Genomic DNA, 20,315 nt, shown 5'->3' with positions numbered 1-20,315 from the left:
GGTTATCTCAATTGATAGCTTGGCTGCGGCGCGAAGCCGGCAGCAGTTTGGCAATGGGTTCGGCGCCGGCAGTGTGCTGGCCGAAATTGGCGTTATAGGTGGCGATGATTTCGCCGGCGATGGAGATGGCGATCTCTACCGGCAACTTGCCCTTCACCTCGGTGAGGCCCATGGGGCAGCGCATGCGTTGCAACCGTGCGGTGTCGAAGCCGCGGTCACGCAGGCGGTGTTCGAATTTGACGCGTTTGGTTTTCGAGCCGATCAGGCCGAAGTAGGCGAAGTCATTGCGCTTGAGCAGGGCGGCGGTGAGTTCCAGGTCCAGCGCGTGATTGTGGGTCATGACGATGCAGTAACTGCCCGCGGGCAGGTCGGCAATTTCATCGACCGGTTCTTCACTGACGATTTTACGCACGCCTTGCGGGATGTGCTCCGGAAACTCCTGCTCACGGGAATCGATCCAGCGTACGCGGCAGGGCAAGCTTGCCAGTAACGGCACCAGCGCACGCCCGACATGGCCGGCGCCAAACACCGCGATCTGCGCCTGCACCTGGCCCATGGGTTCGAACAGCAATACCGCCACGCCACCGCAGCACTGGCCCAGGCTCGCGCCGAGGCTGAAGCGCTCCAGATGAGTGGTTTGCTGGCCGCGCACGAGCATGTCGCGAGCGAGCTGCATTGCCTTGTATTCCAGGTGCCCGCCGCCGATGGTGTCGAAGGTGCGCGCGGCACTGATCACCATCTTGGAACCGGCATTACGTGGCGTGGAGCCCAGCTCTTCGATGATGGTCACCAGTACGCAGGGTTCGCCCTGGTTTTGCAGGGTGGCGAGGGCGCTGATCCAGTTGTCCATGTCTACCTCAACATTTCTGCTGTTAGTTCGGCCACTATCGCAGGCAAGCCAGCTCCCACATTTGATTGGGTTCGCACCTTAAAATGTGGGAGCCGGGCTTGCCCGCGATGGCAGCGCCTGGGTCTAGAGCGAAGCCAATTCAGTGTCAGCCTCGATAGCTTTCGCCGCCCGCACCTGCCGCATCTGCTCACACCCCCACAACACCCGCTCGGGCGTGGCCGGCGCATCAATCTTTGGTTGCTGGCGGTAATCGGCCAAACTCGCCACCGCATCCTTGATCGCGCACCACGAAGCAATCCCGAGCATGAACGGCGGCTCACCCACGGCCTTGGAGTGGAACACCGTGTCCTCCGGGTTCTTGCGGTTCTCTACCAGCTTCACCCGCAGGTCCAGCGGCATGTCCGCCACCGCCGGGATCTTGTAGCTGGCCGGGCCGTTAGTCATAAGCTTGCCTTTGTTGTTCCACACCAGTTCTTCCATGGTCAGCCAACCCATGCCCTGGATAAAGCCGCCTTCGACCTGGCCGATGTCGATGGCCGGGTTCAGCGAGGCGCCTACGTCGTGGAGGATGTCGGTGCGCAGCATCTTGTATTCGCCGGTCAGGGTGTCGACGATCACTTCGCAACACGCGGCGCCGAACGCGTAGTAGTAGAACGGTCGTCCGCGCGACTGGCTGCGGTCGTAAAAGATTTTCGGGGTCTTGTAGAAACCGGTGCTCGACAGCGAGACCTGGCCGAAATACGCCTGCTGGATCAACGCTTCGAACGTCAGGATCTGCTCGCGTACACGCACATGGCCGTTGCGGAACTCTACGTCCGCTTCACTGACGTCGTACTTGCGCGCAGCGAACTCCACCAGGCGCTGCTTGATGGTCTCGGCGGCATTCTGTGCCGCCTTGCCGTTCAGGTCGGCACCGCTGGAAGCCGCAGTGGGCGAGGTGTTGGGCACCTTGTCGGTGTTGGTGGCGGTGATCTGCACGCGGTCGATGTCCACCTGGAACACTTCCGCCACTACTTGCGCGACCTTGGTATTCAGGCCCTGGCCCATCTCGGTGCCACCGTGGTTCAGGTGGATGCTGCCGTCTGTGTAGATATGAATCAGCGCGCCGGCCTGATTCAGGAAGCTTGCGGTGAAAGAAATGCCGAATTTCACCGGGGTCAGCGCCAGGCCCTTTTTCAGGATCGGGCTGTGGGCGTTATACAGGCGGATCGCTTCGCGGCGTTCGGCATATTGGCTGCTGGCTTCGAGTTCGGCGGTCATCTCTTCGAGCATGTTGTGCTCGACGGTCTGGTAGTAGTGGGTGACGTTGCGCTCGGTCTTGCCGTAGTAGTTGGCCTTGCGTACCGCCAGTGGGTCTTGGCCTAAATGGCGGGCGATGGCGTCCATCACTTCCTCGATGGCGACCATGCCTTGGGGGCCGCCGAAGCCGCGATAGGCGGTGTTGGAGGCCGTGTTGGTCTTGCAGCGATGGCCGTTGACCGTCGCATCGCCCAGGTAATACGAATTGTCGGCGTGGAACATGGCGCGGTCGACAATCGAGTTGGACAGGTCTGGCGAACAGCCGCAGTTACCCGCCAGTTCCAGGTTGATCCCGTGCAGGCGACCGTTGTCGTCGAAGCCCACGTCGTACTCGATATAGAACGGGTGACGCTTGCCCGTCATCAGCATGTCCTCAACCCGCGGCAAACGCATCTTGGTCGGCTGGCCGGTCAAGCGTGCTACCACCGCGCACAGGCAGGCGGGGCTGGCGGCCTGGGTTTCCTTGCCGCCGAACCCGCCGCCCATGCGACGCATGTCCACGACAATCTTGTTCATTGACACGTCAAGCACTTCGGCCACCAGCTTCTGCACTTCGGTGGGGTTTTGCGTAGAGCAATAGACGATCATGCCGCCGTCTTCGGTGGGCATTACCGAAGAGATCTGGGTTTCCAGATAGAAGTGTTCCTGGCCGCCGATATGCAGGGTCCCCTGGATACGGTGCTTGGCACTCGCCAGCGCAGACGCCGAATCGCCGCGTTGGTGCGTGTGGCTGTCGAGCACGAAATGCTTGTTGCGAAAGGCCTCGACCACATCCAGCACTGGCTCCAGGTCTTCGTATTCGATCACTGCCGCCATCGCTGCCTTGCGTGCGGTCTCCAGGTCACGGGCCGCCACGGCCAGCACCACCTGGCCGACGAACTGCACAGTGTCGATGGCCAGCAATGGGTCGCCGGGCATCAACGGCCCGATGTCTTTCAGGCCCGGTACATCTTCGTGGGTAATCGCAATGCGCACGCCGTCGAAGGCGTAGCAGGGCGCAGTGTCGATACTGAGAATGCGGGCGTGGGCACGGTCGGACAGGCGCGCATACAGGTGCAACTGGTTGGGAAATTCCAGGCGGTCATCGATGTACTGCGCTTCGCCGCTGACGTGCTTGGCGGCGCTGTCATGCTTGACGCTGCGCCCGACCCCGGAGGTGAGATCCCGGGCAAACAGTTCGGCAAGTTCGGCCTGGGTCTTTACGACGGCGTGATGGTTAGACATAAGCGGTCACCCGAGTCTCGATGTGCGGCGTTTGCAGTTCGATGAAGTATTTGCGCAGCAGGTTCTGCGCGCTGAGCAGGCGATACTCCTTGCTGGCGCGGAAGTCCGACAGCGGGGTGAAGTCCTGTGCCAGGGCGGCGCAGGCTTTCTCGACCGTGGCCGAGTTCCAGATGGCGCCCACCAGCGCGGCCTCGCAACTTTTTGCGCGTTTTGGTGTGGCAGCCATGCCGCCGAAGGCAACGCGCGCCGCGCTGATCACACCGTTGTCGATGTTCAGGTTGAACGCCGCGCACACGGCTGAAATATCATCGTCCAGGCGCTTGGACACCTTATAGGCACGGAACAGTGCGTGGCCTTTGGGCACGATGATCTTCTCGATGAACTCGCTGTCCTGGCGGGCGGTGACACGGTAATCGATGAAATAGTCTTCCAGCGCCAGCGTGCGGCGGGTGTTGCCTTTGCACAGTACGATCTGGGCGCCGAGCGCAATCAACAGTGGCGGCGAATCCCCAATCGGTGAGGCGTTGCCGATATTGCCGCCCAGGGTGCCCTGGTTGCGGATTTGCAGGGAGGCGAAGCGCTGCAGCAGTTCGCCGAAGTCCGGGTATTCATGGTGTAGCGCGGTGTAGCAATCGGAGAGAACGGTGGCCGCGCCGATCTCCAGGCGGTCGTCGAAATGCTCGATGCGCTTCATGTCTTCAATGTTGCCGACGTAGATCATCACTGGCAGGGTGCGGTGGAACTGGGTCACTTCCAGCGCCAGGTCGGTGCCGCCGGCCAGCAGGCGGGCTTGCGGATAGGCGTCGTAGAGGTCGGCCAGGTCGGCGACGGTCAAGGGCACCAGGCAGCGTTTGTCACCGCTGTTGAGCTCGCCGGTCTGGGTGGGCGCGATGCTTTTAAGGCGGGCGATGGTGTCGGCCTCGCGGCTGTCGAACTGATCCTGAGACTTGTTGCAGCAGGCTTGTTCGGCGGCGGCCAGGATCGGGCGATAACCTGTGCAGCGGCACAGGTTGCCGGCCAGGGCTTCATGGGCTCTGTGGCTGTCGGGGGCGTCACTGTTTTTTTGCAGGGCAAACAACGACATCACGAAACCCGGGGTGCAAAAGCCGCACTGCGAGCCATGGCACTCGACCATGGCCTGTTGCACGCTGTGCAGTTGGCCCTGGTGCTTGAGGTCTTCAACGCTGATCAGTTGTTTGCCGTGCAGGGACGACACGAACGTCAGGCAGGAATTGAGGCTGCGATAACGAATCTGCTCGGCGCCTTGGTCATCGGTATGCAGCTCACCGACCACCACCGTGCACGCACCGCAGTCGCCGCTGGCGCAGCCTTCCTTGGTACCGGATTTGCCCACATGCTCACGCAGATAGTTGAGCACGGTCAGGTTGGGGTCCAGGGCGTGCTCGCTACGGAGTTCCTGGTTGAGTAAAAACTGGATCACGGAAGGCCTCGCAGACTCATTATTGTTGTTAACCGCTTTGCGCCGAATCTAGTCATGTCTGACTTTTCGGTCAATGGTTTTCTGACCTAAGGGTCAAGAAAATGCGATCGCAACACTTTCAATTATGGTTCAGTCTTCTGGAACCGGTGTTTTTGGCGGCGTGTGGGCTGTTAACGTTGCTTATTTCATGCCAAATTCGCCACGGTGGGCGTAGCGCCATCAGCGGGCCAATGCGCTACACTGCCGCGCTTGTACCGATAGAAGATTTTGAAGGGAAAACATGACGTTCAAGGCGCCGGACAGTCTCGCCGAGCAAATCGCTCACCACCTCGCCGAACGTATCATTCGCGGCGAACTCAAGCCTGGGGAGCGGATCCAGGAACAGAAGGTCACGCTGGCGCTCAACGTCAGTCGCGGTTCCGTGCGCGAAGCCTTGCTGATCCTCGAACGCCGCCATCTGATCGCGATCCTGCCGCGCCGTGGCGCCCACGTTACCGAGCTCACCGCGCACAAGGTGCAGAGCCTGTGTACGTTGATGGGCGAGATGTACATCCTGCTCGGCAATGCAGTGGCCGAAGGCTGGCAGACCCAGGCCGATATGGCGCCGTTCCTGCAGATCCAGCAACGCCTGCAGCTGAGCTTGGAGCGCGAGGACATCCGCGCCTTCGTCGAAGAAAGCTTCAGCGTGATGCGCGCCGCGTATCCCTTCGCCAACAACCCGTATTTGCAGGAAACCGTTGAAAACCTGCAGCCGGCGATGAACCGCGCTTATTACCTGGCCCTGGATCAGCGCAAGGCGTCCATGAGCGAGTTCCAGGCACTGTTCGAGCAATTGCTCGCCGCGGTGCTCGCCCGTGATCTGGTGCAGATTCGCCTGGTGCTGTCGGCCTACTGCCAGCGCAGTAGCTCGCTGGTCATCGCTGCGTTGGCGGACGCCTAAGCGTGCGGCTCAAGTGCATCAAGTTGGCGGGGTTCAAATCCTTCGTCGACCCGACTACCGTGAACTTCCCCAGCAACATGGCAGCGGTAGTGGGACCCAATGGCTGCGGCAAGTCGAACATCATCGACGCCGTACGCTGGGTGATGGGCGAGAGCTCGGCGAAGAACCTGCGTGGCGAGTCGATGACCGATGTCATCTTCAACGGCTCCACCAGCCGCAAGCCGGTGAGCCAGGCCAGCATCGAACTGGTGTTCGACAACTCTGATGGTACCCTGGTCGGCGAATACGCCGCCTACGCAGAGATCTCCATTCGCCGCAAAGTCACGCGCGACAGCCAGAACAGTTACTTCCTCAACGGCACCAAGTGTCGCCGTCGGGACATCACCGATATTTTCCTTGGCACCGGCTTGGGCCCGCGCAGCTATTCGATCATCGAACAGGGCATGATCTCCAAGCTGATCGAAGCCAAGCCCGAAGACCTGCGTAACTTTATCGAAGAAGCAGCCGGCATTTCCAAGTACAAGGAGCGCCGCCGCGAAACTGAAAACCGCATCCGCCGTACCCATGAAAACCTCGCCCGCCTGACCGACCTGCGCGAAGAGCTGGAGCGCCAGTTGGAGCGTCTGCACCGCCAGGCCCAGGCCGCCGAGAAGTATCAGGAATACAAGGGCGAAGAGCGCCAGCTCAAGGCGCAACTGTCGGCCCTGCGTTGGCAGGCACTAAACGATCAAGTGGGCCAGCGCGAAGCGATCATTGGCACCCAGGAGGTCAGCTTTGAGGCGCTGGTGGCCGAGCAACGCAATGCTGACGCCAGCATCGAACGCTTGCGTGACGGGCACCATGAACTGTCCGAACGCTTCAATCTGGTGCAGGGCCGCTTCTATTCGGTGGGGGGCGATATCGCTCGGGTCGAGCAGAGCATCCAGCACGGCCAGCAGCGTTTGCGCCAGTTGCAGGATGACTTGAAGGAGGCCGAGCGCGCTCGCCTGGAAACCGAGTCGCACCTGGGTCATGACCGCACCTTGCTGCTGACCCTCGGCGAAGAGCTGGACATGCTCACCCCCGAGCAGGAAATCACCAACGCCGCCGCCGAAGAGGCCGCCGCCGCGCTGGAAGAATCCGAAACCACAATGCACGCCTGGCAGGAGCAGTGGGATACCTTCAACCTGCAATCGGCCGAGCCGCGTCGCCAGGCCGAGGTGCAGCAGTCGCGCATTCAGCAACTGGAAACCAGCATGGAGCGCCTGGCCGAACGCCAGCGTCGCCTGCAGGAAGAACGTGTATTGCTCGCCGCCGACCCCGAAGACGCGGCGATCATGGCGCTGAGCGAGCAACTGGCCGAAAGCGAAATGACGCTGGAAGAGTTGGAAGCCAGCGAGGAACAACAGGTGGAACGCCTGGAGCAATTGCGTCAGCAACTGCATACGGCAACCCAGGCGCAGCAGCAGGCCCAGGGCGATCTGCAACGGCTCAATGGGCGCCTGGCATCTCTTGAAGCCTTGCAGCAAGCTGCGCTGGACCCTGGCACCGGCACCGCCGAGTGGCTGCGCGACCAGCATCTGGCCGAGCGCCCGCGCCTGGCCGAAGGCTTGAAGGTAGAAGCCGGTTGGGAGCTGGCGGTGGAAACCGTGCTCGGCGCCGATCTGCAAGCGGTGCTGGTGGACGATTTTGGCTGCTTCGACCTGGCCGGTTTCGCCCAGGGCGATTTGCGTTTGCTCAGCCCGGCGGCCGACGGCACGCGGGTACCGGGCAGCCTGCTGGACAAGGTCGAGGCGGCGATTGATTTGTCGCCATGGCTGGGCCAGGTCAAGCCGGTTGAGTCACTTGAACAGGCCCTGGCCCAGCGCGGTCAACTGAGCGCCGGCGAAAGCCTGATCAGTCGCGACGGTTATTGGATCGGCCGACATTTCCTGCGCGTGCGCCGTGCCAGCGAAGCGGAAAGTGGCGTATTGGCCCGCGGCCAGGAAATCGTCAACCTGATCGCCGAACGCGAAGAGCGCGAAGCCACCCTCGAAAGCCTGGAAACCGAACTGCAAACCCTGCGCGCCACCCAGCGCCAGCAAGAGACCGGCCGCGAACACCTGCGCCGCTTGTTGCAAGACGAAGCGCGCCAGCAAGGCGAATTGAAAGCCCAACTGTCGGCGAGCAAAGCCAAGGTCGAACAACTGACCCTGCGCCGCACCCGCCTTGACGAAGAAGTGGCCGAGATGGGCGAACAGCGCGCCCTTGAACATGAGCAGGTTGGCGAAGCGCGCCTGCAATTGCAGGAAGCCCTCGACAGCATGGCGCTGGATACCGAGCAGCGCGAGTTGCTGCTGGCCCAGCGTGACAGCCTGCGCGAACGCCTCGACCGCGTGCGCCAGGAAGCTCGCCAGCACAAGGATCACGCTCACCAGTTGGCGGTGCGCCTGGGCTCTCTGCGGGCCCAGCATGATTCCACGCGCCAGGCCCTTGAGCGCCTGGAGATGCAGTCCGAACGCCTCACCGAAAAACGTGAGCAACTGAGCCTCAACCTGGAGGAGGGCGAGGCGCCGTTGGAAGAGCTGCGCCTCAAGCTTGAGGAACTGCTCGACAAGCGCATGACCGTCGACGTAGAGCTCAAGACCGCGCAGATCGCCCTGGAAGATGCCGACCGCGAACTGCGTGACGCTGAAAAGCGCCGTACCATGGCCGAGCAGCAATCCCAATTGATCCGCGGCCAACTCGAACAACAGCGCATGGAGTGGCAAGCCCTCACCGTGCGCCGCAAGACCTTGCAGGACCAGTTGCTCGAAGACGGTTATGACCTGCATGGCGTGCTCAACACCCTGACCGCCCAGGCCAACGAGAAGGACGCCGAAGAAGAACTTGAGCGGATTGCCGCGCGCATTCAACGCCTTGGCGCCATCAACCTTGCGGCGATCGATGAGTACCAGCAGCAGTCCGAGCGCAAACGTTATCTGGATGCTCAGGATGCCGATCTGGTCGAAGCCCTGGACACCCTGGAAAACGTGATCCGCAAGATCGACAAGGAAACCCGCAACCGCTTCAAAGATACCTTTGATCAGATTAATGGCGGTTTACAGGCGTTATTTCCAAAAGTTTTCGGTGGTGGCAGTGCCTACTTGGAACTGACGGGCGAAGATCTACTCGATACAGGGGTAACGATCATGGCGCGGCCTCCGGGCAAGAAGAACAGCACCATCCATTTGTTGTCCGGTGGCGAAAAAGCCCTGACCGCATTGGCCCTGGTATTTGCCATCTTCAAGTTGAACCCGGCGCCGTTCTGTATGCTCGACGAAGTTGACGCGCCGCTGGATGACGCTAACGTTGGACGCTACGCTCGGTTGGTCAAAGAGATGTCCCAGACTGTGCAGTTCATCTACATCACCCACAACAAGATCGCCATGGAAATGGCGGACCAGTTGATGGGGGTCACGATGCACGAGCCGGGCTGTTCGCGTTTGGTCGCAGTGGATGTGGAAGAGGCGATGGCAATGGTGGAATCCTGAACCATGCCAGGAGAGAGAATTTACGGCACGTCGTAGGGCGATTTACCGGTCTGGCGAAAGTGGCAAATGGACATATTTGTTCAAGGCATTTTGACAGACGGTGTAAAGTTATCTTTGGTCGTGCTAGTTTAATGTCAATTTTTCGTATGCGTGGGCAAAACGTCAGTCAGAACATAGAGTTGGCGCCACGTTTTAAAGCGGTTTGCACGGTGCTAAACCCCTTATTTTTCAGCATTTTTTATTAGAGGCACGGGATTACATGGAAATCGGTCTGCGCGAGTGGCTGATCGTCATCGGCATCATTGTCATTGCCGGTATTCTTTTCGATGGCTGGCGCCGCATGCGCGGTGGCAAGGGCAAGCTCAAGTTCCGCTTGGACCGAAACCTGTCCAACTTGCCTGACGACGACGGCGCCGCCGAGCTGCTGGGGCCGCCCCGTGTGCTGGATACCCACAAAGAGCCGCAACTGGACGAGCATGATTTGCCGTCAATGAGCGCGCCGTTGCGGGAAGCCCGCGAGCCGTCCTCCAAGCGCGGCAAGCGTGGTGGCGCGGCGGTTGCCGAGCCGCATCAAGGTGACCTGAACCTCGACGTCGATGACGGCCCGAGCTTCAGCAGCCGTGATGACGACTTCCCCGACGAGACTCCGACCAAAAGCGCGCCACGCCAATCGGTAAACGATCAGCCGGCCGCCGAGGAAGTCCTGGTTATCAGTGTGATCTGCCGCGATGCCGGTGGCTTCAAGGGCCCTGCGCTGTTGCAGAACATCCTTGAGAGCGGCCTGCGCTTTGGCGAGATGGATATATTCCACCGTCACGAGAGCATGGCCGGTAATGGCGAAGTGCTGTTCTCCATGGCCAATGCGGTCAAACCCGGCACTTTCGATCTGGACGATATCGACCTGTTCAGCACCCCGGCGGTGAGTTTCTTCCTCGGTTTGCCAGGCCCGCGTCACCCCAAGCAAGCGTTTGATGTGATGGTGGCCGCAGCTCGCAAGCTGTCCCAGGAATTGAACGGCGAGCTCAAGGACGACCAACGCAGCGTCCTGACCGCCCAGACCATCGAGCATTATCGTCAGCGCATCGTCGAGTTCGAGCGTCGTGCCCTGACACAGAAACGCTGAGGTTCGATCATAAGCGTTGTCTGTAGAATCCATGCACTAACATATTGAGCAGCTTCGGCTGCTCTTTTGCTTTATGAGAGAACACCCATGACCGCCGCCCCTACCCGCATTCTCGAACTGCGCGCTGAACTGGATCAGCACAACTATCGCTACTACGTGCTTGACGAGCCGAGCATTCCGGACGCCGAGTACGATCGCTTGTTCCACGAGCTCAAGGCCCTGGAAGCCGAGCATCCCGAGCTGGTGACGCGTGATTCACCGACACAGCGGGTCGGCAGTGCGGCGCTGTCGGCATTCACCCAGGTCAAGCATGAGATCCCGATGCTCAGCCTGGGCAACGCCTTTGATGAAACCACCATGCTGGAGTTTGATCGCCGGGTGACCGAGGGCCTCGACCTGCCGGTAGGCGATCTGTTTGGCGCGGGTGCGGCAGTGGAGTACAGCTGCGAGCCAAAGCTCGATGGCCTGGCGGTCAGCCTGCTGTATCAGGACGGCGAACTGGTACGCGGCGCCACCCGGGGTGACGGCACTACCGGTGAGGACATCAGCGTCAACGTGCGCACCGTGCGCAATATTCCGCTCAAGCTGCACGGCAGCGGCTGGCCGGCTACTCTGGAAGTCCGTGGCGAAGTGTTCATGTCCAAGGCCGGGTTCGAACGCCTGAATGCCTCGCAGCTGGAAGTTGGCGGCAAGACCTTCGCCAACCCGCGCAACGCCGCGGCGGGCAGCCTGCGCCAACTGGACTCGAAGATCACTGCCAGCCGCCCGCTGGAATTCTGCTGCTATGGCATCGGCCAAGTGACCGCGGATATCAGCGATACCCATATCGGCAACCTCAAGCAGTTGCAGAAGTGGGGCATGCCGATCAGCCACGAACTGAAGTTGGCCAAGGGTATCCAGGAGTGCCTGGAGTACTACCGCGACATCGGCGAGCGCCGTAATGCGCTGGGCTATGAAATCGACGGCGTGGTGTTCAAAGTCAACAGCATCGCGTCCCAGCGTGAACTGGGCTTCCGCGCCCGCGAGCCGCGTTGGGCGATTGCGCATAAATTTCCGGCGATGGAAGAGCTGACCGAGTTGCTCGACGTGGAATTCCAGGTCGGCCGTACCGGTGCTGTGACCCCGGTGGCGCGCTTGAAGCCGGTCAAGGTGGCTGGCGTGACGGTGTCCAACGCGACCCTGCACAACATGGACGAAGTGGCGCGCCTGGGGCTGATGATCGGTGACACGGTGATCATCCGCCGCGCCGGTGATGTGATTCCGCAGGTGGTCTCGGTGGTCACCGAGCGTCGCCCGGAGCACGCCCGTGCGGTGCAGATCCCCGAGAACTGCCCGGTGTGCGGCTCCCATGTGGAGCGCACGCAACTGGTCAAGCGCAGCAAAGGCAAGGAAACCGTCAGCGAAGGCGCGGTGTACCGTTGCGTCGGGCGCCTGGCCTGTGGCGCGCAGCTCAAGCAGGCGATCATCCATTTCGTCTCGCGGCGTGCCATGGACATCGACGGCCTGGGCGACAAGACCATCGAGCAATTGGTGGATGAGAAACTCATCGGTTCGCCGGCAGACCTCTACAAGCTCAAGTACGAACAGATCATCGACCTGGAAGGCTTTGCCGATATCTCCAGCAAGAAGCTGATCAGCGCCATCGAAAACAGCAAGACCCCGACCCTGGCGCGTTTTATCTACGCCCTGGGTATTCCCGATGTGGGCGAAGAGACCGCCAAGGTGCTGGCACGCTCGCTGGCGTCCCTGGAGCGTGTGCAGAAGGCTTTGCCTGAAGTGCTGACCTACTTGCCCGACGTCGGCCTGGAAGTGGCGCACGAGATTCATAGCTTCTTTGAAGACAGCCATAACCAGGATGTGATCGGTGCACTGTTGTCGCCGGACGAATGCGGCCTGCAATTGCAGGAGCAAGGCGAACTCAGCGCAGAATTCGCCGCCAGCACCACCTTGGGCGGCTTGCTCGACAAGCTGCATGTACCTTCCGTCGGGCCGGGAGCTGCGCAGAAACTGGCAGACAAGTTCGGTTCGCTGGAAGGCGTGATCAAGGCCGATTGGCTGGATATGCGCCAGGCCCTGCCCGAGAAGCAAGCCAAGGCCGTGCGCGAATTCTTCGACAACCCTGACAACGCCCATCATGCCCTGGCCATCGAGCAGCAGCTCAAGGACTTCGGCATGCACTGGCAGAGCGAGAAAAAGGTCGTTGAAGGCTTGCCCGAAGCCGGGCACACCTGGGTACTCACCGGCTCCCTGGAGTTGATGAGCCGCGACGTCGCCAAGGACAAGCTCGAAAGCCTGGGCGCCAAGGTGGCCGGTTCCGTCTCGGCGAAAACCCACTGCGTGGTCGCCGGGCCGGGAGCCGGTTCCAAATTGGCCAAGGCCAGCGAGCTGGGCCTTAAAGTGCTGGATGAGGAGGCCTTCGTCGCCTTCCTGGCCAGCCACAACATCAGCGTCTGACCTCTTCCTGTGGCGAGGGAGCTTGCTCCTGTCGGGCTGCGCAGCAGCCCCTCAAGAAAGCGGAACGATCTCGAGCGAGAAATGATCTAGTCTCTGTCACCCCAGGGAGAGCCCGCCATGTTCCGTTACTTCGAGCAACTCAGTTCGCGCATCGCCGCCCCGTTCATGGCTCAAACCTCGCGCAACAGCAAGGTGTGGCAATGCCGCTGCGGCCAGTCTTTATTCTTTCGCAACAGCCAATGCCTGGCCTGCCAGGCGGTGCTGGGTTATCTGCCGCAGCAAAGCCGTCTGTCTTCCCTGCAACCCGGCCCTGTCGTTGACACTTGGCTGGCGGATGACGCACTCGATGCCGGGGCCTGGCGTCGCTGTGCCAACCTCGACTCACCGGCCGCGTGCAACTGGCTGATCCCCGCCCACACCACTGCGTCGCTGTGCGTGGCCTGTAGCCTGAATCGCACTATTCCTGATCTATCCATCCCGGAAAACCCCGAACGCTGGCGCAAGGTCGAAACTGCCAAGCGTCGGCTAGTGGCACAACTGATCAGCCTGGGCCTGCAGGTGGTGCCCAAGAGCGTTGACGAAGACACCGGGCTGGCCTTCGACTTCATCGGGACTGACCTGGCAGGCAATGCGCCGACCACTGGCCATGCCAACGGCCTGATCACCCTCGATATCAAGGAAGCCGACGATGCTCACCGCGAAAAAGTCCGCGTACAGATGCGTGAGCCTTACCGCACCTTGCTCGGTCATTTTCGCCATGAAGTCGGCCACTATTACTGGGATCGGCTGATTGCCAACAGCCACTGGCTTGACGCTTTTCGCACCTTGTTCGGCGATGAGCGCGCCAGTTACGCCAAAGCGCTCGACCAGCACTATCAGAACGGCCCGCGCCCGGACTGGCAGCAAACCTGCGTCAGCGCCTATGCCACCATGCATCCCTGGGAAGACTGGGCTGAAACCTGGGCCCATTACCTGCACATGATGGACGCGGTGGACACCGCGTTGGGCTTTGGCATGAGCGCCCGCGAGATGGACCTGGACTACCAGCCGTTCCCGCTGACAACGCTGTATGACCCGGCACACCCCGGCGGCCCGGCGTTCCTCTCGTTCGTCAATGCCTGGATCGAGCTGGCCGGTATGCTCAACGAACTGTCCCGCGCCATGGGCCAGCCGGATTTCTACCCCTTCGTGCTGCCGCCGGGGGTGATAGCCAAGTTGCACTTTATCCACCTGGTCATCCAGGAAGAGGGTGGCAGAGCGGACGAGGTTCTGCAGGCTCAGTGATTGCCCCTGTGGGAGGGGTAATTGCAGAGGGCCATGGCAAGTACTTGAAGCTTCTCATTTTTTACGGTTGTAACTTCCGATCAGATCGGTACAATGGCGCGGCTTGCCGAGAGGCTTGCGTCGTTATGGTGACCCCATCGGTCCCCCCGCAACGATTACCCGTGAACCTGGTCAGAGCCGGAAGGCAGCAGCCACAGCGGGAACATTGTGTGCCGGGGTGTGGCTGGTGGGGTTGCCTCCATAACGCTCCCTTCTGTTTTACCTATTCCTGAATCCATATAGTCAGCCAGTCATCTGTGACCCTTATCGCACAGTGCACGACGGCCACTCCACGACTAGTGGCATACTCCCAAGCGTGTCTTTCCCCTGGCTACGAGGCTGTATGCACTCGGAACATTTTGATTTGTCCAGCCCTGTGTTCTTGCCGATCACCGAGCAAACCTGTGTGGGGTTGTTGAGCGGTGAGGGTTTCGATGCGCTCGTAGCCCTGAGTGAACCGGAGTTGGCGGCGGTGCTGGTGATCCAGAACCTGGCGCAGGTGCCCGAAAGCGACCTGAGCGCCAATGGTGCCGAAAAAGTGTTGGCCAAGCTGATTGACTGGGCGGTAGAGGCCAGCCATTCGGCAAGCGTCTCCCTACTCTCCGAGGCGCAGCGGCTGTTCGACCAAAGGAAGCTGTACTTCGGCCTCAATGTGGTCAAAAGCCTGAAGCTGCGTTTTCTGTTAGCGGAGGAAGTGCAGGCGCGCGACTATCTGTTGCCCAGCGGCAAGTGGGACGTAGAGTACAAAGTCCGCCATCTCAAGACCAATGATCCCTTCAGCAAGCAGATGGTCACGCCCAGGCATCGCGAGCGCTGGTTGAGTGCCGAGCAAGACAAGTTGGTCAGAACCTTCCGCGCCAACTTGAACGAAGACCTGCATGTTCAGGGCTATGCAGGTATCGGCAAGAGTCACCTGCTGGTGGCCTTGATGGAGCACTTGCGTCCGGAAAAGACTTTGTTGCTGGCGCGTACCCCGGCAAAGCTGGAAACCCTGCGTGCCCGTATGGTGGGCGTACGCGAGCGAAAGGCCGGGCACACCTTCCATGCATTCGCCCACGCCTTGATGCAGGGGCCCAGGCCCAAGCCGCTGACTGCGCAGGTGAGGGCGCCGAGCAAGCAGGCACTGGCTCAGGAGCTGAATATCTTCGGCTTTCGTGGCCTGCAAGGGCAGGCTGTGGTCGACGTTTGCCTCAACGTATTGCAAGCCTACTGCCGCTCCTGGGAATACAGCCTGTCGGCGAAGCACTTGCCGCATTTCAAACAGCCGCTGTCCAGCGTTGATGCCAGGGCACTGCTCGAATATGCCAGCCGGCTATGGAGCTATCTCGAAGCGAATCCGGCCTGGGGCAGCCAGACTGGGTTTGAAGCCTTGCTGATGATCAAGCGCGCCAGCCTCGCCGGCTGCGTGGTGCCCGAGCGTTATACCCACGTCCTTATCGACGAGAGCCAGGATATTCCGGCGCCGCTGCTGCAAATCATCGAGCGGGGCCGGCAGGTGCTGATAACCCTGGGGGATGAGTATCAGCAGGCCAGTGGAGTCATGGTCAGGCGCGCCCGTGAGGTGCGCCATACGGATGTGTGTTACTCCGTGCGCTCCGGACGCAATGTCGAGCGCCTGGTCAATCCCTTGATCAGCCAGCATTCGGATAAGAGCAAAGTGCTTTTCGAGGGGGCTCGGGATGCCGACGTCGGTATCGAGTTTTATCCGCTGGGCTTTGTACCGCCGCAAGGCTGCGTGGTATTGACCGCATCCCACTGGGACACAATGAAGTGGGCCATCCAGTTGAGCGAAGCCCGTTGTGCGTTCAGCCTGGCCGGTAAAGAAGCGCAGCAGTCGCTCAAGTATTTTATGGACACCGTGGTCGCGTTGTTCAAGCCTGACTTCTACAGCAGCGAGTTCAATGACAGCGGGCCCCACCCGTTTTTCAGCGATATGGCCGATTGGCAGCAAGTACGCGAGGCCTGCCAGTTCGATGAGGCGTTTCTCTGGGTCGAAGCTGAGCTGCAAAAAGGCTTTAATCTGGCGGATGTCACGCGCTTGAACAGGCAAAGCGGCCATCCGGATGAGCGCTGCCTCTTGATGTTGGCGCAAGACGCCGGTGGCATGGAGTTCAACCGGGTGTTGCTCACACCAGCGTTGTTGACCAACGTAAAGTTCCAGGATGCCTACGCGTTCGACCAGCGACTGTGTGCGGTGTATATCGCAATTTCGCGAGCAACCCAGCAGCTCTATCTGCCCTACGATGTGGTTGAGTGGCTCGACTATCACAAGTATCAGAAAACCCGCGAATTACACGGTTACTGAAGGATTTAATCCAGCTGTTTCACAACTTTGGAAAAGCCCTCTGGACAACCCCCAGACCGCCTTGTTAGCTTGCGCCGGCCACTTGTTTCAGAGCATGACAAGGGCATGGACTTGATATTGAAGTGCTATCGCTTCTCTAACTTACAAGGATGTCTGTCATGAAAAGCCTGCAAGGGTTGCCTCGACTTATCAGTGCCTCAGTCGGCGCTCCCGGCAAAGCCCGCAACTTGCCCGCCGATGTGCAGTGCATCCAATATTTATTCAACCTGATCATTCCCAAAATGGGCTTTGCCTTGCTGGAAAACGGCAAGTGCGATGGCCAGTTGGTGCAGTGCATCAGCCAGTATCAGTTCCGCCATCTCAAATATGCTCATCCCGATGGGGTGATCGACCCCACGGGGCGTACGTTCAACAGCTTGATCGAGGAAGCGGTGAAAGTACCCGTACGGGCCTTCCCGACCATGCGTATTCCGAGCTTTCTCAACGCATTGGGCAATAACAACGTCGATGCGGTGCAAGCCACGGTCAATGTCTACCTGAACCAGGTGCGTGCGGTGATCGAGGCCGAGCGGCGCAACCGCCAATTAATGCTGCAGGCCACCTGCGACGGCGGCACGACGCTGAGCGATACGGACTTCCAGAATGCTGCCAAGCAATTGGGCAACGGCATCTCGGTGAATGTGGTCAAGGCGTTCGCCACCATCGAGTCGGGCGGGAAGGTGGGGTTCGGGCCGGCCAAGCTGCCGATCATCGCCTTCGAAGGTCATCACTTTCGCAAGTACACCAAGCATATCTACGACCAGTCGCACCCGCTGCTGTCGTACGTCTACAAGAAAAAAGCCGGGCCGCAGTGGCAGACCAACAACAAGGACCAGGTCAAGGCCTGGGAAACCATGGCCACCGCTTTTGCTCTCGACCAGGAAGCGGCACTGATGTCGGCGTCCTGGGGGATGTTTCAGGTCATGGGGTTCAACTTCGCGTCGTGCGGGTTCAAGACGGTGTTCGAGTTTGCAGCGGCGTTAAAAGTAAACGCCGGTAATCAACTCAAGGCCTACCTCAGTTTTTGCAGCAAGAGCACGGCGCTGATGAGTGCGATGAAAAACAAGGATTTCACAGCCATGGCTCGTAACTATAACGGCGAGGACTACGGCAACTATGACGTGCTGATGAAACAAGCCTACGAAGCCTTTGAAGGGAAGAAATAAGATGATTCGTTTTCTGGCGATGGGAATGCTGTCGTTGTGCGCCGTGGCCCCCGCGTTTGCTGGTTCGGCCGCTTTGCATTCAGGCAAGTACGAAGGGTTGATGCTGGCGGTGACGCCCGGTAACCAGGTTGAAGGCTTTTATTCCGAAGCGATGGGCGAGGGCGTTAGCCGCCGTTGCACCTTCTACCTGCAAGGCAAGCCAGAGACGCTTACCACCTGGCTGGATGCTGCCTACCCTGGGAGTGTGGCAGTGGCGTCCGACGGTGTGGTCCTGACAGTGGAGCAGGGCCGTCAACACCCCGGCTGCATCAACGTGTTGATGCCGGAAATTGCCACGGGCCTGGACCTGACCCAGACCGCCAGCAAAAAGTGGATCGGGCTGGTGACGGTGTCTGCCGACAAGGCTTACCTTCTGAAAACTCCGGGGGCCAAGGCGGTCAAGCGTCCCTATATCGTCAAGGGTGATGTAGTGGGTGTGCTGGCGTTCAAGGACGGCTGGGCGCAGGTGGAGTTCATCAATGCGCACGACCGTTCCTTCACGGGCTGGATCAGCCAGGGCCAGTACACACGGTTGGCTGCACCGAAGCTCTGAGAAGCTCTGAAATGTGGGAGGGGGCTTGCTCCCGATGAGGAAGGGTCAGCTAGCACCTATATTGATTGACCCGCCGCTATCGGGAGCAAGCCCCCTCCCACATTTTGGCGGTGTTAGCCGAAGGTTTCGCGCAGTAGCCCGGAGAATGCATCCCGTGCAAGATGCCGCTGGGTATCTTTGTGCCAGAACAGCAAGTTGTCTACCGCTGCCAGTTCGTCGAACCGATACGATGCCAGCTGATTGGCCTGCTCATAACGCGCCAGGATGCCCTCCGGCGCCAAAGCCACGCCAATCCCCGCGCTGACGCAGCCGATGATCGTGCCCCAACTGGTATAGCTGGCAATCGCCGGCTTGAAGTCCTGGGGCTTGAGCCAGTTTTCCAGTGTTGCGCGGTAGGGGCAGCCGGGCGGCCACACCAATAATGTGCGGCCAGCCAGGTCTTCGGGGCTGTGGATGGGCGCGCTGGACGCGCTGGCGATCAGTACCAGGCGTTCGCTGTAGACCACGCTGTGCTCCAGCTTCGTGTGTTTGCCACTGGCGGCCACGAGGGCCACATCCAGACGATGGTGTTGCAGGTCGTCCAATAGTTGCGCCCAGGCGCCGGTCACCAACTCCAGGCTGACCTCGGGATAACGCCGGTGATACTCCGCCAACAGCGGCGGCAGGCGGCCGCTGGCGCTGGATTCCACCGCGCCGATGCGCAAGGTGCCACGGGGAATCGCGCTGGCATCCACCGCACGCTTGGACTCATCCACCAACGCCAGGATGCGCTCGCAGTAATCCAGGAAGATCTCACCCGCAGCACTGATCGCCAACCCGCGGCCGGCGCGGATAAACAACGGTGTGCCCAACTCGCTTTCCAGCTGCTTGATGCGGGTGGTGATGTTGGACGGCACACAGTGCAGTTGCAGGGCGGCCTGGGCCACGCTGCCGGTTTGCGCCACGGCTCGCACCATTTTCAGTTGGGCCAGTTCCATTGCTCAGTTCCAGTGATTTCAGAAGTCAGAAACGCTTAATTGTCCTACGCCTGGCCCGGGCCAAGACTGACGGCACTCCTTCTTTTATGGATGCCATCGATGAGTACCCCGTCACCGCTCAAGCTTACGCTAGTCATTGCCAGCGTCATCCTCTGTTGGGCTTATTCACCCATAGGCGTGCATATGGGGCTGCACAGCTACAGCCCTGGCCAATTGGCGTTGCTGCGTTTCTTGATTGCGTCGCTATTCATGGCGGCTGTGGCCTGGGTAGTCGGCATTGGCCGGCCCCAGGTGCGCGACCTGCCGTGGCTGCTGGTGCTGGGTTTCTTCGGGGTGTTCCTGCACCACACCAGCCTCAATCACGGGCAGCAATGGGTGACAGCGGCGGCGTCGAGTGTGTTGGCACAGTCGGCGCCGCTGTTCAGTGTGTTGATCGCTTTTTTCTGTTTGCAGGAGCGCGTCAGCATCTGGCGTTGGAGCTGTGTACTGTTGGGGTTGGCCGGCGTGCTGGTGGTGATCTGGGGCGATCATGGTGTAGGCGATATCGACCCGCGCGGCTTGTTGATCCTGCTGGCGGCCTGCTCATGGAGCGTGTACTTCGCCATCCAGAGGCATTACGCCCATCGCTACAGTCCGTTGACGATGGCGTGCTACATGGTCTGGTCCGGCACCTTGATGCTGTGCGTGAACCTGCCGGGCCTGCCTGCCGCTATCGTGCAGGCGCCGTTGCGGGAGAACCTCGCGGTGCTGGTGTTGGGTATTTTTCCCAGTGCGTTGGCCTATCTGGCCTGGGGTTATGTGCTCAAGCACGTCGAAGTCAGCCGCGCTTCGGTGGCGATGTACCTGATTCCGCCGGTTGCCATGGTGATGGCCGCCACGCTGCTCGGTGAACAGGTGACCCTGCAGGTGATGCTGGGTGCGGTGATCGTGCTGACCAGCGTCGCCGCTATCAGCCTGGAGGGACGCTGGCGCTCAATCGTGCGGCCGGCACACCCGCAGACGCCATCTGGACGGGCAATCAAGCCAGCTTCGTCAGATTAGACGAGCGTGCCGGATGCAATTTCCCCCCTGCTCCGCTAGCATTACCGGCT

The 20,315-nt window shown here is 60.4% G+C and carries 13 protein-coding genes and 1 other RNA gene; 10 read left to right on the top strand and 4 right to left on the bottom strand.

What is annotated here, in order from left to right; translation table 11 throughout:
* Positions 1-7 precede the first annotated feature (7 nt).
* From xdhC to xdhA, 3 genes are all read right to left on the bottom strand, one after another.
* Positions 8-850: a xanthine dehydrogenase accessory protein XdhC gene (gene xdhC, locus E3O56_RS22290; RefSeq protein WP_103733630.1), complete on the bottom strand. Its 843-nt coding sequence runs from the start codon at positions 848-850 to the stop codon at positions 8-10.
* A gap of 123 nt (positions 851-973) precedes the next feature.
* Complete coding sequence (gene xdhB, locus E3O56_RS22285; protein WP_248128992.1) at positions 974-3,373, bottom strand: xanthine dehydrogenase molybdopterin binding subunit; 2,400 nt, start codon at positions 3,371-3,373, stop codon at positions 974-976.
* The gene (gene xdhA / locus E3O56_RS22280; protein ID WP_248128991.1) at positions 3,366-4,814 is read right to left on the bottom strand and encodes a xanthine dehydrogenase small subunit; all 1,449 of its coding nucleotides are present in this window, start codon (positions 4,812-4,814) and stop codon (positions 3,366-3,368) included. Before xdhA ends, xdhB begins: the two co-directional genes overlap by 8 nt.
* Before the next feature lie 280 nt (positions 4,815-5,094).
* Between xdhA and E3O56_RS22275 the strand changes: the two genes are divergently transcribed.
* From E3O56_RS22275 to E3O56_RS22235, 9 genes are all read left to right on the top strand, one after another.
* A complete protein-coding gene (locus tag E3O56_RS22275; RefSeq protein WP_005790326.1) occupies positions 5,095-5,754 on the top strand; it encodes a GntR family transcriptional regulator in 660 nt (219 codons plus the stop codon).
* Positions 5,755-5,756: 2 nt separating this feature from the next.
* Positions 5,757-9,245 (top strand): chromosome segregation protein SMC, encoded by a 3,489-nt coding sequence (smc, locus tag E3O56_RS22270; protein ID WP_248128990.1) that lies wholly within the window; start codon positions 5,757-5,759, stop codon positions 9,243-9,245.
* Positions 9,246-9,504: 259 nt separating this feature from the next.
* The gene (gene zipA / locus E3O56_RS22265; protein ID WP_005790323.1) at positions 9,505-10,368 is read left to right on the top strand and encodes a cell division protein ZipA; all 864 of its coding nucleotides are present in this window, start codon (positions 9,505-9,507) and stop codon (positions 10,366-10,368) included.
* An 87-nt stretch (positions 10,369-10,455) separates the two neighbouring features.
* Positions 10,456-12,822, top strand: coding sequence for an NAD-dependent DNA ligase LigA (gene ligA / locus E3O56_RS22260; protein ID WP_248128989.1), 2,367 nt, complete (start codon positions 10,456-10,458; stop codon positions 12,820-12,822).
* Between the two features lie 117 nt (positions 12,823-12,939).
* Positions 12,940-14,106: a putative zinc-binding metallopeptidase gene (locus E3O56_RS22255; protein WP_248128988.1), complete on the top strand. Its 1,167-nt coding sequence runs from the start codon at positions 12,940-12,942 to the stop codon at positions 14,104-14,106.
* A 135-nt stretch (positions 14,107-14,241) separates the two neighbouring features.
* Positions 14,242-14,338, top strand: an RNA gene (gene ffs / locus E3O56_RS22250) — signal recognition particle sRNA small type.
* Positions 14,339-14,488: 150 nt separating this feature from the next.
* Positions 14,489-16,450 carry an AAA family ATPase gene (locus E3O56_RS22245; RefSeq protein WP_223018107.1) on the top strand — a complete coding sequence of 654 codons (1,962 nt, stop codon included), beginning with the start codon at positions 14,489-14,491 and terminating at the stop codon, positions 16,448-16,450.
* Positions 16,451-16,608: 158 nt separating this feature from the next.
* Positions 16,609-17,655: an N-acetylmuramidase family protein gene (locus E3O56_RS22240; protein WP_032879947.1), complete on the top strand. Its 1,047-nt coding sequence runs from the start codon at positions 16,609-16,611 to the stop codon at positions 17,653-17,655.
* Position 17,656: 1 nt separating this feature from the next.
* Positions 17,657-18,247: a hypothetical protein gene (locus E3O56_RS22235; protein WP_078822042.1), complete on the top strand. Its 591-nt coding sequence runs from the start codon at positions 17,657-17,659 to the stop codon at positions 18,245-18,247.
* A gap of 113 nt (positions 18,248-18,360) precedes the next feature.
* On the opposite strand, the gene E3O56_RS22230 is transcribed toward E3O56_RS22235, so the two are convergent.
* Positions 18,361-19,224 (bottom strand): LysR substrate-binding domain-containing protein, encoded by an 864-nt coding sequence (locus E3O56_RS22230; RefSeq protein WP_223018109.1) that lies wholly within the window; start codon positions 19,222-19,224, stop codon positions 18,361-18,363.
* Between the two features lie 99 nt (positions 19,225-19,323).
* Here E3O56_RS22230 and E3O56_RS22225 point away from each other — a divergent pair, with 99 nt between their 5' ends.
* On the top strand, positions 19,324-20,265 hold the full coding sequence (locus tag E3O56_RS22225; RefSeq protein ID WP_103733639.1) for a DMT family transporter: 942 nt from the start codon (positions 19,324-19,326) through the stop codon (positions 20,263-20,265).
* The last annotated feature ends 50 nt before the right edge of the window (positions 20,266-20,315 follow it).

The organism is Pseudomonas sp. W2Aug9, assembly GCF_023127755.1.
Taxonomy (GTDB): domain Bacteria; phylum Pseudomonadota; class Gammaproteobacteria; order Pseudomonadales; family Pseudomonadaceae; genus Aquipseudomonas; species Aquipseudomonas synxantha_A.
Note: the sequence above shows the minus strand (reverse complement) of the source record. Positions and strands in the feature narration are given on the sequence as shown.